Source organism: Burkholderia sp. Ac-20384 (assembly GCF_017104605.1).
Taxonomy (GTDB): Bacteria; Pseudomonadota; Gammaproteobacteria; order Burkholderiales; family Burkholderiaceae; genus Burkholderia; species Burkholderia lata.
This window is the reverse complement of record NZ_JAAGPE010000040.1, coordinates 15,661-31,772: the sequence shown is the minus strand read 5'-3', so window position 1 is coordinate 31,772 and position 16,112 is coordinate 15,661. Positions and strand designations below refer to the sequence as shown.

General features: G+C 64.5%; 3 protein-coding genes. 2 read left to right on the top strand and 1 reads right to left on the bottom strand.

The genetic code is table 11. The features are described 5' to 3' along the window. Nucleotides 1-207 precede the first annotated feature (207 nt). The gene (locus G3O00_RS10845; protein ID WP_206142950.1) at nt 208-1,515 is read left to right on the top strand and encodes a substrate-binding domain-containing protein; all 1,308 of its coding nucleotides are present in this window, start codon (nt 208-210) and stop codon (nt 1,513-1,515) included. A gap of 173 nt (nt 1,516-1,688) precedes the next feature. Then, nucleotides 1,689-2,990: a substrate-binding domain-containing protein gene (locus G3O00_RS10840; RefSeq protein ID WP_206142949.1), complete on the top strand. Its 1,302-nt coding sequence runs from the start codon at nt 1,689-1,691 to the stop codon at nt 2,988-2,990. Nucleotides 2,991-3,155: 165 nt separating this feature from the next. On the opposite strand, the gene G3O00_RS10835 is transcribed toward G3O00_RS10840, so the two are convergent. Then, nucleotides 3,156-15,938, bottom strand: a complete 12,783-nt coding sequence (locus G3O00_RS10835; RefSeq protein WP_206142948.1) for a filamentous haemagglutinin family protein — start codon at nt 15,936-15,938, stop codon at nt 3,156-3,158. Nucleotides 15,939-16,112: the final 174 nt, after the last annotated feature.

Genomic DNA, 16,112 nt, shown 5'->3' with positions numbered 1-16,112 from the left:
CTCCGACCAGTGCCGAATAACGCTCCAATCCCCGCTTTACCAATCCGAATAACGAAATGGCTTATTCGATAAAAATGTTACGCACCATTCGTTATGAAAAATTCACACGCGTCACTCGTGTTTCCCCCTACATTTACCCGGCGGTCTACAAGCATTCCAACCGCAGTAGCAGGGGTTCCCGTTTATCTTCGTCCAAGGAAATTTCTCATGAAATCCAGCAAGCGCAAGATCTGTCAAGTCCTCGCTCTCGTTGTTACCGGTCTGGGCGCCACGGCCGCAATGGCCTCGCCGAACGTGCAAGGCGGCGGTTCGTCGCTCGTCGCGCCGACCATCGGCAAGATCGGCAACACCGCAACCGAAATCGGCCTGTTCGGCACGGGCCAAGGCTCGTTCACGTATTTCTCGGTGGGTTCGGGTGCCGGCCAGAACGCGTTCCTGAACAACCAGCCGACGTACTTCGGCACCACGGTCACTGGCACGGTCCATTTCGCGAACAGCGATGCGGCCCTGTCGACCGCCCAGCTCACGTCGTACAAGGCCGGCCTCGCCACGACCAACGGCCCGCTGATCCAGATTCCGTACATCGTCACGCCGATCACGGTGTCCCTCGTCAACGCGCCGGCCGTGACGAGCACGACGACGCCGCAAACGACGCCGGGTCAAGCGCACAGCATCGCGCTGAACGACGACGATCTGTGCGGGATCTTCTCGGGCAACTTCACGAACTGGAACCAGGTTACCAACCCGGAAACCGGCTCGAAGTACGCATCGAGCGCAAAGATCAACGTGATCTATCGCTTGGACGGCAGCGGTACGACTGAACTGCTGACCCGCCACCTGGCCGCTGTCTGCAAGACCAACGCCAATACGGCGTCGGGCGTCACGTTCGTCGATTCGCTCACGTTCACCGATTCGTTCCCGACCGGCTTCCCGGTGAGCGCATCGTTCACGCCGGCTTCCGGCAGCGGCGGTGTGCGCACGGCACTGCTGGCCGCGACCGGCCCGGCAGTCGCCTACCTCAGCCCCGACTACACGAACACGTTCCTCGCGCCGCAAAGCACCGTCGTCAACCCGTCGGGGACGACCGCCACGCAGCTGCAGGTCGCCAGCCTCGTGAACGCGACGAACGGCGTGTACTACGCACCGAACTACACGAACGCGTCGCAGGCACTGGGTTCGGTTGCGCCGCCCGCAACCCGGATCCAAGCGGCCAACCAGGTGAACTGGGTTCCGAACGCCGGCACCCCGGCCTCCGGCTATCCGGTTTCCGGCACGAGCCAGATCATCCTGAGCCAGTGCTATGCCGATCCGAACGTCAAGTCGGCCGTGCATGACTTCCTGAACGCTCACTACACGAACACCAGCTTCGCGTCGATCGTTCATGGCAACGGCTTCGATACGGTTCCGTCGAACTACCAGACGGCCATCTCGAACGACTTCCTGAGCAATGCAAGCGCGTTCAACCTCGACATCGGCAACGCGAGCGTCTGTACGGGTACGGTGACCGGCCGTTAAGTTCATTTGACGGCAGATGCACCGCCGTCAATCCGACCGCGCCCCTGGATCGTCACGGGCGCGGTTTTTTGTTTACTCGCCCAATCGGTACTTCTCATCCTCGTCCAGTTGAGCGTCACTCGAGCACTCACCGGACATTTGGGGATATCCGGTTGACGCAACAGGACAATCCAATGGAATTTCAACAACGCAACCTCTGCCGGATCGTCGCGCTTCTGATCTCATGCATCGGTTCCGCGTCCACGATGGCCGCAGGCCCGCTCATCCAGGGCGGCGGGTCGCTACTCGTTGGGCCGGTCATTGGTGCGATCGGCAATGCAGGGACCGAGATCGGCATGTTCGGTACCGCCGAAGGGTCATTCACGTACTATGCGACAAGTCCCGGCGGCGGCCAGGCCGCATTCCTGAACAATCAGCCAACATACCTCAACGCAAACCTCACCGGCACAATCGATTTCGCGAATGCCGACATAACCCTTCAGGCGGCGGACATCGCGTCATATCGGACAGGCCTCGGTGCAACCAGCGGTCCACTGATTCAGATTCCGTATGTCGTTACGCCGATCACGATCCCGATCGTCAACGGCCCGATAGTAACCAGCACGACAACGCCTCAAACAACGCCAAATCACGCCCACAGCATCGCGCTGAATGACGATGACCTTTGCGGCATCTTCTCCGGCAAATTAACGAACTGGAACCAGGTGATCAACCCCGAAACGGGCTCACCTTACGCGTTCAACGCATCAATCACGGTGATCTATCGTCCCGTCGGTGACGACGGCGCAAACAAGATGCTGACGCGCCATCTGGCTGCGGTCTGTTCGCCATCGAATACGGCCGCTGGCGTCACATTCGTCGAGAGGATCAACCCTGCGGCTTCGTTCCCGAACGGTATCGTTCCGGCCAATTTCGTAGCGGCGACCAGCAGTAGCGCCAGTCGCATCGCCCTGTTGTCGTCCACCGGGGCTGCAGTCTCGTACCTGACCCCTGCCCATACGAACGCGTTCCTTGCGCCCTCGAGCGGAGTCGTCGCGACGCCGGGCGCCGCGCAGCTACCCGTGGCGAGTCTCGTGAATACGAATGACGGGAAGTACTATGCGCCGACATACTCAAATGCGGCGATGGCTCTCGGTACGGCACGCCCCCCCAACGACAGGACCACGGCATCCAACCCGGCGGCCTGGGTGCCGGACATCGGCAATCCGGTGGCTGGCTATCCGGTTTCCTACACAAGTCAGATCATCCTGAGCCAGTGCTACCTCGATCCGAACGTCAAGATCGCGATGCACGATTTCCTGAGCAGTCACTACACAAACGCCAGCTTCGCATCGATCGTTCACGGCAACGGTTTCGATACGGTTCCACCAAATTTTCGGACGGCCATTTCGAATACGTTCCTGAGCAACGCGAACGGATACAGTCTCGACATCGGAAACACAAGCGTCTGCACTGGCACGATTACCGGTCGTTGAGAAGTCTGCGATCCGCTCTTTCCGTAACACCGCTCCGAATCTCCCCGGAGCGGCACCCTTCATGCGTCAACCGTGACAATCCACGTCCCGATCACGCCCCCTCTTACGACTCGGTAAAGGAGCGAGCCGCCCATCAAGCCGGCCGCTCGCATCAACAGAACGTCATCAGATCTTGCCCAACCGCGCGCGCTCCTCGGCCGTCAGCACGGCTCGCTGCGACGGCCCCGCCTGACCGAAACCAAGAATCGACACCGAACTCGACGCGTCGTATCCCACCTGCTGCTTGTGCTTCTTCCCGCCATCGCCGCCGGCATCGCCGAAGCCCTCGACCTGTACCGAGATCGTCCAGCGACGCGACGACACGCCTGATGCGCTGTTCCTGGCGATGTCCTGCGCAGCCTGCGTCGCGGCCGACGCCGCCGCACTCGCCGCCGTCAACGCCCCGGTGTTCACCGCCTGCACGAGCGGAACGCCGGTGGCCTTGCCGGTCACCTGGATGTTGTCCGCGTTCACGACGCGCAGCGCGGCGATGTTCAGGTTGCCGGCGCGAATGCCCGCATCGCCGGCATCGACCGTGCCGCGCGGCGCGATCAGGTTGATCGTGCCGATCGGCACACCCGGTACGCTCTGTAGTGTTGCGATACCGGCACCCGTGACCTGCCCCCGCGCGTCGACCGTACAGTAGTGGTTTGCATCGCACACATATTGCGGCGCCGGCGTGTCCGCCGACGACTTCGCGCCCTTGCCGGCGTTGATGTCGCCGTTCGAACTCCAGATCGTCATGTCGCCGCCCTGCTCGGTGAAGATCCGGCTTTGGGCAAGCAACACGCTGCGGTCCGTGAAGATGTCGATGTCACCTTTTTCGAGCGTGAGAATCCCCATCGTCCCCGGCCCGACGATCACGGCACCGCTCGCATCGGTAATCTGAGGCGGCGCGGATGTGCTGCCGACCAGCGCCTGCCCGCCCGGACCCAGAATCGACACGTTGCCGCCTTGCTGCGTCTGGATCGTCGTACTGCGAATATCCAGATCGCCCGTATCGATCACCTTGTTCGCGCCGTTGCTGCCGCCGCCGAGATTGTTAGCCGTGTAACCGAGCGACGCCGGGAACATCGTATTGAGGGCGTCGTATCCGCGTGCGTACTTTTGATAGAACGGACTGGCAGGATTGTTGTAATCCTCGCCGACATTCGTCAGCACCTTGAACAGCACCTGCTCGGCGAAGAGCTGCTGGACATATTGCGGAAGCGCCTTGAATTTCGACCATGCCTCATCCGCAGTCAACGGCTTGATCGCCGGCTGATCGTTGACCAACCCGGTATCAACCGCGAGGCCTGCCTCGTATTGCTCCATGAACGTGATGAGCGCCGGTGTCGCACTGGACACGCCGGACACGGATTTCGCCGGATCGACGTAAGTCGAGACGAACGACGCGGTGTCGATGCCCGGTCCGACGCCGAACAACACGTTGACGCTCGCGCTTTCATGAGGCAAATACGGGTTGCTGCCGTTACCGATGGCATCGATCCCGGTCTGAACCCCCGACGAATATCTACCGCCCAGGCTCGCATAAGCTTCGGCCTGACTCGTCAACGGACCGATATTCCTGCCGGCTTCGACATCGAACGTGCCCGGACCGCCGAGTACCAGCGCCGGTACGACGGCACTCGTCAGTCGAACGAGCGGCGTATCGTAGATATCCCGCCCCGCCACGATACGTGTCACGTCCGATTTCCGCAGGTTTTGCCCGAGGAACGACAGATTCACGATGTCGCGCCCCGCCTGAAGCAGCGCGGGCTTGTCGATCACGACGGGCACCAGGCTGTCATAGAAGCCGACATTGGCGCCTGCCGTCCGGAGTATGCCGTCGACAATGTCGCCGCCGAGACTGTAGATTCTCGCCGGCACCGTGTCGTTGCCATGCAGCGCATCCGAATCGTGTGCCGCCGCAGAAGCGACCGTCGGGTTCGTCACCAGGACGTTCGGTCTGGCCGGCGAAGGCATCGACGACGGATCGACGTCGAGCAGCCCGAACACCGGGCGCCCCGTGGGACCCGTTCCGTTCACACTCGACAGATTGATCGACTGGTCGGCGATCAGGTTCAGGTTGCCCGACGACGATGGCGCCAGCACGCCGCTGGCCGCCACCGTGATTCCACCGGTGAACGCAGTCAGATCGACCGAAGCCGGCAAGATATACGACAGATCGTTCTTCCCCGCTATCGCCGTGCTGGTCGCGCCCCCGCCGATGACACCGACGTCGGATAGCGTTCCGATCGTCACGTCACCGGTCGTCGCCGATATATTGACGGCGGACGTCGACGAATAGCCTTGCATGTCCGCTTGTTGCTTGTATGCGCTCAACAGCGCATTGCTCTGCGCATACGACGGATCGAACACACGCCCGATGCTCACGCCTTGTCGAGCATTCACGTCCAGCACGCCGTCCTGCGTCGCCAGCAACGTATCGACCGTTATCGGCGGCTGCCCCGCGAGTTGCGACGGTACAGTCAGATCCGATCCGATCTTTCCTCCTGCCGTGATCGTTCCGGTTCCTTTCGCGACGAAATAGCCGCCACTCAGAATATCTCCGCCCGCATGCACCGTCAGGTTGCCACCGCCCACCGTGTTGACGGTCGGCGCATCCGTATTGGTACCGGTCAGCCACCATGTCGTCGGCAGCGAAACCGACAGATCGGCAATGTTCCCGCCAGCCGACACCGAGACGTTCCCGCCGGCGCTCAACACACCCTGGTCGAACGCGCCATAGTTGATGGACGTACGAACGACCTGCGTGCCAGGATTGGTCGCGCCGACCGTCCCGGTCGGATTGCCGACCTGCATCCATTGCCACCAGAACTGGCTGATGTCGCTGCCCGGTTGTCCGGTCACGGCGCCGGTCGTATCCACCAGATGCTCCGCGCCGACGACATCGCCCTGCGCATGAATCGTGATGTCGCCAGCGGAATCGGGGTTGACGGTCGGCGAAATCAGGATGTCCTGCTTGCCGGACCAACTCGGATGCAGGATTGACACGCTGCCGCCGACTGCCGGTGCACCCGCAGCAGGTGCGCCGGCCGTATAGATGACGCCCGGGACAATCATCGAATTCGGATCGTTCGGCGGCGTCTCCGTTGCGTCGAACAGTGCAACGCCATTTGCGGCAGCCACATCGATCGCACCGGTGCCGGTACGTATCATCGTCGGCGCAAGGAGCGCCAGTCCGCTCGCATCCACATAAGTCGAATGAGCACCGAGCGTCACGCTTCCGTTTCCGCTCGCGCCGGTCGATGGCGAAAACGGTTGCAATGCCAGCGGATTCGTACTGCCGAGATCCGCCCCGGCCACCACGCGGAAGGAACTGCTCGCGCCCCCCGCCAGGGACGCCGACAGCAGCGGCAGCGGATTGCCCGCGACCGAGACCGGCGATGGCGTATTGTCGGCCACCGCCGGCAGGTCGATCGTCGTCGTCGCGATCACGGTCACGGGCTGTACCGCCGGCGGCGCAACCGTATCCGCGTGAGGCGCCATGACGGCCCCATGCTGGGCATAGAATTGCGCGGTCGCTGTCAGGTAGGTTTTGTATTGGTTCAGATAGAGCAGATAGGAGGCCGGATTAGTGGCCTGCTCCATCGCCGATGGCGCGACTGGCGCAACCGGTTGCCCGGCTTGCATGCTGTTGCCGCGCATTTTCAAGATGATATCGGCGGTGGAAGATTTCGGATCCCACCCCAGCAACGAACTCATCGAAGTGGCGGTCTCAGCCAGATATCCCGCGTATGCCGAATACAACGCGTAGTACTCGGCAATTTCATCCGGTGTTCCGCCTGCAGGATGCCCAGGCCCGAATGCAATATTTTTGGCCGAACCAAAACCGTTATCTCCGAAATAATTCAGCCCGTATCCGGCATACCCAAGCGCGCCCGACGGCGTCGTGTAAATCGTGTCCGCTGCGTTGAAATTCGACAACGGCGGCACCGGAATCGTCCCGCCACCGCCCAGCGGGTTCGCGATCTGGAAGAATCCGTCCGACAGGCTCGCCTTCACCTTCACGTTGTTCTCGGCGCGCAGCGTCACGACCGGCGCCTGCCCGTCGAAACGGAATGCGAGATTCGTCGGCGATGCGCCCGCACCCAGGTTCCAGTTCGTCAGCACCTGAATGTCGCCGCCGTTGATCGCGGGGCTCGGGTTGTCGAGCTCGATCCCCGGCACGATGCGCGTATTCGCGATGCTCTTTCCTGCGAACGGATCCACCAGCATGTCGAGACCGTGTTGCACGAATCCCATCAGCGTGCCTGGTGCGGCCGACGACGCATCCCCGTTCTGATATCCGTAGAAGGTCTGGTGATCCGTATTTGCGCCGCCGCTCGCCGGCGCGAAATACATGCTGTTCAACCCGGTGAACCCGATAGCGGTATCGCCGCTTTGAAGCTGGGCCTGCGTGACGTTGGTCGATACGCCGGTCGCCTGGTTCTTCAGCGTGCCGCCGCCGGAACCATCCGGCGTGAACGAGAACGTCGCCGGCGTGCCGGACGTGCCCTGCGCGGTAAACGTGCCGGACAGCAGATGACCGCTCTTGTCATACCATCCCGCCGGGTCGATGACCCCGTCGAAGTGCTTTGCCCCCGTCGTCGCGTCCGTCGTGCTCCACACCGCATAGGCTTCGAGCGAGGTCGCGCGCGAACCGACGATCCCCTTGCCCGGGTTGAACGCTTCGGGCAGATCGACCTTCACGCCGTTATCGATCAGCAGCGGCGCACGGAAATTCACCGTGCCGCCCGAAAGACCGCCGGCGGTACCGCCCGACACGTCGATCAACGCATTCGCGCCGAGCGTAATGGCACCCGCATTGGCACGCAGAATGTTCTCATAACCGTACGTCGCGTTGTACGCGATCGAATTGCCGTTCGCGTCGACGATCGTCGGATCGAACACGGCGGTCGTGCCGATGTTGATCTTGCCGCCGCGCTGGTTCGGGTCCGACCCGCGGGCCAGCAGCGAACCTTCGACATCGACGCCGTTGCGGCCGTACAGGTCGATCTCGCCGCCCGCCTTGCCCGATGCGTCGATCGTCCCGAGCACGTTTATGTTGCCGTTCGCGATATCGGCCGCGTTGCCCGCCCCGCCGTCCGCCGTGAGCAGCACCGAATTCGCGGTCAGCGTATTACCCTGCGACAACGTCAGGTTGCCCGTCTTCGTGTGGATCTCGATCGCCTGGTTCACGCCGCTCGAGGCGAGCGTCTTCGACAACGCGTCGAGATCGGCGGCACCGCCCGTATTCAGCGAGAACGAACCGCCCGCATAGCCGCTCGCCGCGCCGCCCTTGATCGTGCCGTTCAGGTTCACGACCTGTTGCGGCGCCGACAGCGCGAGGCTGCCCGCCGCACCGCCGCCGCTGGCGCCGGAGAAATCCAGCGTCGAGCCGGACTGCACGTCGACGGTGCCTGCGTCGGCCGTCAGCTTGATCGAGCCTGCGGGCGCATTACGCGTCACGTCGAAGAACTGCTTCGATACGCCTGCGGAACTGACCGTCGACCCACCGCCGATCGTCAGGTTGCCGGTCGTCGCTTCGAGCGTCACGTTGCCGGCCGGCGCACTGATCTTCGCGCCGTTGTCGGCCACCGCACCGCCCTTGAAGGTCCATGCACCCCCCACCGCGTCGCGCGTCAGTGCGGTGCCCGCCGCACCATTCAGCGTCAGTGCCCCCGTCGTCTTCACGGTCGAGGCCGAACTCGTATCTGCCAGATAGACCGGCGCACCGAGCGTCACCGGCAATGCGCCGAAATCGAACGTGCCCGTGCCCTGTCCGACGATGCCGCCCGTCGCGTTCATCACCGCCGAACCGAAGCCGCTCGCGGCCTTCGTTCCCGTACCGAAGTCGATTTCCTTCGCATTGACGGTCAGCGTGCCGTTTCCGGCAGTCGCCGTGCCCGGCGTCGCGCCCATCTCGTTCGTGAATGCAACCTGCTGCGCATTCAGCGTCACGTGGCCACCATCGCTCGTGAACGTGCCCGCACTCAGATCGACGCTGTTGCCAAACGTCGCGCTCACGTCGCCGACGAAGCCGATCGCGCCGTAGCTGCGCAGCGTCACCTGCTGCGCGTTCGCGAATTGTGCGAGACCGGCCGGATCTACCACGAAGCCCGGCAGGTTCGTCGCCGCCGCACCGCTCGCGCTCGTGAACGTGATCGCGGAGCCGTCCGCCGTGATCGCCTTGGCCGACAGCACTGCAGTCGGATCGACCTTCAGGTTGCCGGACGAATCGAGCAGCAGCGCCTGGCCGCCCGCGAGCGTCGCGCCCGCGCCGACCGTCATCAGGCCCGTGCCGGTTCCGCCGGTACGCGACAGCGGCGCCATCGCGCCGTTCGACACGCGCAGCAGCGCACCGTCGCCCGCGATCGCGATCGGCTGGTCCTTCGCTGCCGGATAATCGCCCTGCGCGGCAATCGAGGCACCTGCATCGACGCGCAGGCCATTCGCCGCGTTCGGATCGGTGCCGCTGCCATCGGTCTTCGTGACGAGCAGGATCTCCGGGCCATTCAGCGTCGTGTTTCCATCGTTCGACAGAACGACACTGTTCGCGATCGGCGTGATCGTGACGCCGCTGGTCGTTGCGGCACGCGTGCCGCCAATCAGCAGGCTGCCTGCGTTCAACGAATCGAGTGCATCGCTGCCGATCTGCAGATAGCCGGGCAGCGCCGCGCTACCGCTGCCGGTAATCTGGATGTCCTGCGACGCGATATCCACTTCGGCCGGTGCGCCGCCCGCGCCGGCCGCCGCGTTCAGCGTCGCACCGAGCGCCAGCGTCTTCGTCGCCGCCAGCACCAGCTGGCCGCCGTCCACCGGCAACGGCGGTGTCACGTTGCCCTTGGTGGCGGCGAGTTTCGTGAAGTATCCGTTCGCGCCTGTCAGCGTGTATTGCGAGTACTGCTGCCACACGCCGTTCGACTGCACGTTGAACAGCGTCGGCGTCGCGCTGCGGCCGCCCGTCAATGCATCGCCGAAATAGCCCGCCGTCACGACCGTGCCGTCCGGCAGTACCTGGCTCGCACCCGGCACGACGTTGCCGGCCATGCCCGACACCGTGACGCGATAAGCGCCCGGCAACGTCGCGTACTTGCCCGGCAGCAGCGTGTAGTAGCCGGCTGGCAGGCCCGGCACACCCGACAGGTACACCGCCTTGCCGACCGAATCCGTCAGGCCCGCCTGACCGACGCCCATCGTCGCGGTCGTGGGCGCGCCGTTCGCATTGGTCGACGGTTGCTGCGTCTGCGCGAACATCGGGTCATAGGCGGCAACGGGCGACTGCGCGCCCGGCACGATCGCGTAGACGTTGCCGCCTCCGACATTGACCGGCACCGCCGTCGCGCCCTTGCCGCTTGCATAGCTCACGTTGTATTGCGACAGCACGTCGCGTGTGCCGCCGGTGCCCGGCACCCATTCGGCGGCCTGCAGATCGCCGCCACCGGACAGGTCGATCGTCGCGTCCTTGTCGAGTGCGACGTTGCTGCCGTTCACCCCCACATATTTCGCGGGCGGCGCGGTCAGATCGGGGGTCGTGGCGCCTGCAACTGGATTGAACTGCCACTCAACCCCGTCGATCGTCGTCCCGTACGGAATGACCGCCCTTTCGTTGGAAACCGATGTCACGCTGCCGCTTGCCAGCCTGACCGAATCCGTCGCGACAAGTGGCAAACCGGCAAACTGCGCCTGTGTGGCCGCATTCGACGGATCGCCGACGCCGAGCACGATCGTGCCTGACGGCGCGCGTACCGTGCCTCCCTGTACGATGTCCGTCGCGTCGACCAGCAGCGTGCCGCCCGCGGAAAGCGGCGTACCGGACACACCGTTCGATACGAACGTGACCGTCGTCGGCGCCGGCTTGCCGGTCGACGAATCGGTCGGGCCGACCGCAGCGACGACGAATGTGCTGCCGGTCGACGGATACAGGTCCGCCGCTTTGAACGTGAGGTCGCCCGGCGTGTACAGCACGCCCGTGGCGAGCTTCGCAAAGGACTGGTCGGCCGTTGCCGAACTCAGACGGATATCGCCGCTGCTCGTGAAGTTCGCGTGGCCGAAATTGTTGAGCTGGAACTGGTTCTTCAGATCGATGAACGATGCATTCACGTTCAGCGTTGCGTCGGACAGCGTCGCGACCGGATTGAATGCGGGCAACTGCGGCCGGATGGTCGGCCCCGACAACGCCACGTACGGCGCATCGATCTCGACCGTCGTACCAAGCGGCACGCCTGGCGCCTGTGCCAGCACGGCATCGACGACCGATGCCACCGTGCCGTCCGGTTTGCGCGCCGGCGTCGACAACAGTGTCGACAACTGCCCCATGCCGATCGCGGCAATACGCCCCGCATTCAGCGTCACCGATTCCGGCAACGCCAGCGTAACGTCGCCCGCGAACAGAACCGGCGTTGGCCGTATGCCGGAAAGCGTGGACAGCATGCTGCTGTCGAACACGAGATTCGCGATGCCCGAGCCTTTCAGTCGGTCCGCGGCGAACTGGAGGACGCCGGTCGGCTGGCCGATCGGCAACCCTGTCGTCGGATCGATCGCCGAGGTAAAATCCTGCCCCGGCGCCAACCCGACGGGCACCAGCGCGCCGCCTTGCCGCACGACAAACGCGGTGCCGGTCGTGCTGTCGGACTGATTCGACAGCACCGTCAGCGTGCCGCCGCGTGCCTGTGCGGCCCCCGGATGCCCCGCCAGCGTCGCATCCGCGAACAGGCCGTTGGCCGCCGACAGCGTGATCGAGCCGGCGTCGCTCCATACCGGCTGTGACGCGTAAGTACCGTTCGGCTGCAACTGATCGAAATTCGCCGACGTGCCGGATACGTCGATCTTCGAGCCTGACTGCGCAACCACGTAGCCCGTGTCGCTCGACATCGTGACCGAACCGCCGGCCAGCACCTTGCCCGTATCCGGCACCACCGTCGCCGAGCCGATCTTGACCGGCGCCGCAAGAGGATTGGTCAATGCTGTGCCCGATACGTCGAGCGACGCGTCGACGCCGAGCCAGACCGACTGGCTCGCGCTCCGGAAACCGGTGTTGAACTGCCCCGCCTGCGCGTACTTGCCGTTGCCGTCCGCACTCAGCGTGATCGCCCCGCCTGGGGCGATGATCGAGCCGAGCACCGTGACCTGCGTCGGCGAACCCAGGCCGATGCTTGCACCGGCATCCGCTTGAATCGACGCGCCTTCCGACAACGTCACCGCACCAGTGACGCCCGGGTACGACGGTGTAGCGCCGGTCGCGGTCCGCCACGAAGTGTAGTTGCCGCCCGTCAGGACGAGGTTCGTCGCTTGCCGGTGATAGGCATCGAGTTGTCCGATCGCGGTCAGGCCGCCCGCCGACAAGTTTGCGCCCGTGCCAGCCTGCTGGAGTGCGAGCATGTCCGGGATGCGGTTCAGTTGCGTGACGGCAACCGCTGCGCCTGGTGCGACCGTCGCATCGTAAAACGCATTCAGCACATACTTGCCAAAGCCCTGCCGCGCAAAGAAATTCCCGGGCAGATAAACGTCCCACGGCGACGCGGTCGCCACGTCGCCGCCGATCTGGAACCCGAGCGCTTGCAGCGTCAGCGTGCCACCTCCCGAAAACCCCTCGCTCAGGATCGTGCCGCCCATCGAGATCGTACCGACTGTCGGCTTCACGGTAGGCAGGTCCGGCGCGCTGTCCGTCGCACCGAACTGCTTCAACGGTGTGGCCGAGTACGCCTGCAACGTCACATTGCCGCCGCGCCCGGCAGGCACGCCGTTCTGCATCAGCATCTGACCGTTCGACAGCAGTTCGCCGCCGCTCGATACATCCAGCACGCTGCCGGGTTGCAGCAGCACCGACCCCGACGTATCGCCAAAAGCCCCGCCGCCGACGACGTTCGAGCTGAGCAGCGCCGACAGCGTAATGCTGCCGCCGTTGATGAACTGGCCGTTGCCGGGCGTCGTGCCAGGCATGGCCTGCACATCGTTGTTCACCCACTGCCCAGCGGTGCTGATCACGCCCTGCGGCCCGACGATCACGTTGCCACCGCTCGTGATCGAGATCGACCCCGACGGCACGGACAATCGCCCGGCCACGTTGACGTCGGTGCCCGGCACCGGGCTGTTCAAGGTAATGGAGCCACCCGGTTGCAGGTTCAACTGCGTACCCTGCGGAACCACCACACCCTTGCCGCCAACCTTGTCCTCGGTCACGTTCAGGTTCGCAAAACCGCCGTTGTTCAGCGTCGCGACCGGCACCACGGTGGTCGTCAGCACGTTGCGCGGATCGGTCGCGGGTAATGCCTGCAACGCCGTCTTGTCGAGCGGCGTATCGATCGAGAAACCCGGCGCGATTTCGGTGAGCTGCGGCGCGTTGTCCTGCAGCACGACGAGACCGGTGGTGCCCGACGTAACGTCGTTGTTGTTCGACGTCAGGTGCACCAGCGCGCCGCTGGCGAGCTTCGGATCGGCGCCGAGGTTGAACGTTCCGCCGCTCGGCAGGCTGTTGCCCTGCATCTGCTTCGCGCCGCCGAACGCCTGCGCGCTGATGTCGCCGTCCAGCACCGTCGACTGCAGCCCGTAGATGTCGAGCGTGCCCGCGTTGCCGCCAACGATGTAGTCGCCCTGATAGGTGCCCATCGTCAGCAGCGGGTTGTACCACGTCTTCGTCACGCCCCAGCGCGGGTGGGATTCGACGAACTGCCCCGCGATGCCGACATAGGTGTCGTACGGGCTTGCCTGTCCGATCGGCACGAGCGCACCATTCGCGTCGACCAGCCGCGTCGTGTTGACGATCCCCCCGTCGTAATGCACGTAGCCGCCGTTCAGGTTCATCGACGAACCGGTCGCGGTCATCACCTCGTTGCCCGACAGCGTGATCGAGCCGCCATTGGTCAACAGCTGGTCGACCGTGCGCGGAATCAGGTTCACATAACCCGACAGGTTCAGGATCGGACTGCCGACCCATTGCACGCCGTCGCTGCGGGTGCCCGTCAGCGTGCTGTCGAACACGAGGTTCTTGTACCCGAGCAGGAAGCCATTGCGCAGCAGCGGCGAATCCGCGAGCTCGTTCTGGCCGATGCGGTCGACCGTCACGAACGATTGCGAGATCGGCACCTCGACGTTCGCAAGGCCCGATACGTCGATCGTCGCACCGCTGTCGAGATAGATCCGGCCGGGTACGGCGGTCTGGCCTGCCGGCGCCTGCGCGCCCGATGCCGAAGGTGTCAGCGCCGTCACGGATACCTTCGAACCGGGCGCCTCGATCAGCGAGCCGCCCTGGAACCAGATCGATCCGGCCGTCATGCCGATGCTGCCCGGCGTGAAGGTCGCACCCGGCGTCGACGGCGTCGTCTGGCCGTTGCCGTCCGGCATCACCGTCGTCACCGAATCTGGTCCGAAGCTCAGCAGGCCTGCACGATGCGTGTCGTTGGCGCCTCCGGTGAAGGTCGTGGTTTGGAGCGCCTGCCCAAAATAGGCGGCACCGGTCGGATTGTTCGACTGGTATTCGTCGACCGTGGAAATCGTGATCGCGCCGGGTGTGTTGACGCTCGTCGTCACGCCGACCACACCGTTCTGCGCGACGCGGCTACCGAGCAGGTTCACGTTCCCGCGCGCGGCTTCGACGATACCCGTGTTGGTCAGCGTACCGGCCGGCGTGATATCGGTCACCTGCCCGTTCGGCCCGAGCAGCGAGATTCTTCCGCTGAGTTCCGGAAGCAGCACCTGAGGATTCGCCGGCGTGCCGACGACGGGCCGCAGGCTCACGCCCACCCCGGCCGCGAGCACGACCTGCCCGTCCGTCGCCTTGATGTGCCCGGCGTTCGTCACGTTCGGCGCCGCAATCATGACAAAGCCGCCGTCGCTCGCATTTCCGTTCGCATGCGTGGTAATCGACGCGCCCTGCTCGATGGTGACATCGCCCCACGGCCGATACTGGCTAGCAGAAGTCAGGTTGATCTGGTTGCCCAGCCCGAGCACCTCGTTCGGAATCGTACCGTCGCCGTTCACCCCCGACGAACTGCCCGATTGCGGATACGCGAGCCCGCCCGTCGTCCCTGCCGGCAGGCTCAGGAACTGCTTGTTGCTCGCGACGATCCCCGCCGCATCCTGCGCGAGACTGCTATCCGTCACAACCGGCACCCGGTTCTGCAGGGTCTGGTTGTAGTTGTTCATGTTCAGCACGTCGAGCGACGACGCCACCAGCGAATGCACATTCACCTGCGACCCGGCGCCGAACAGCACCCCGTTCCGGTTGATCACGTACACCGCCCCCTGCGCGGTGATGTTCCCCAGAATCTGGCTCGGCCTGCCGCTCGGATCGTTGATCCGGTTCAGCACGGCCCAGTTGTTCGCGCCGTTCGTCTGCGTGCCGCCCGACTGGTCGAAATTCAGCGTCGTCTGCCGGCCGACGTTCATCGTCTCCCACGTCAGCACCGCGTTCTGCCCGGTCTGCTTCACGTCGACGTTCACGTGGCCGCTCGCGTCGACGTTCTGCGTCGGCGCGTTCGCGTTGACCCACAGCACCGGATTGTTCGTATCGCCCGTTGCGCCCGCGGCCACCTGCAGCCCGCCCGGCGCCAGCCCGTTCGGCACGGTCGACGGCAGCTTCGCCGCGGCCGCCGCCGCATTCTGCTGCGCCGCGATCTGCGCGGCGATCGCGTGCGCCGCATAGCCGAGGTTGCGGATCGACGGCTGGCTCGCCTGCAGCGCCTGCTGCGGCGACACGCCGAGATTCGGAATCCCCGGCACGCCGCCGGCACCGCCCGCGCCACCGGCCACCGGGCTCGCAGCCACGTGACCGAGGTTCATGATGCCTGCCGCATGCGCATGAGCGGACACACCCGCCGCGAGCATCAGCACGACCGCGCGGTAAAGCGGGCTCAGCTCCGATTTCAGGACCGACCGCGAGGCCGTTGCGCGAAGTTGCCGTTCCGTACGTGCGCGTGCTGCCATTCTTGCCACCCCGATGCTAGGAATTTGCGCGCGGCGCCGGTCCGGCACCGCACATGTCGTTGCGCCTGAAACAGGCCGCTGGAATCCGAAGACCATACGAAGCGCGAATGGCAGCGACATGGCGACTGTTACGGACCATTCCGGCCACCGTGAAAAGGTCCGTAGCTTTTGTCA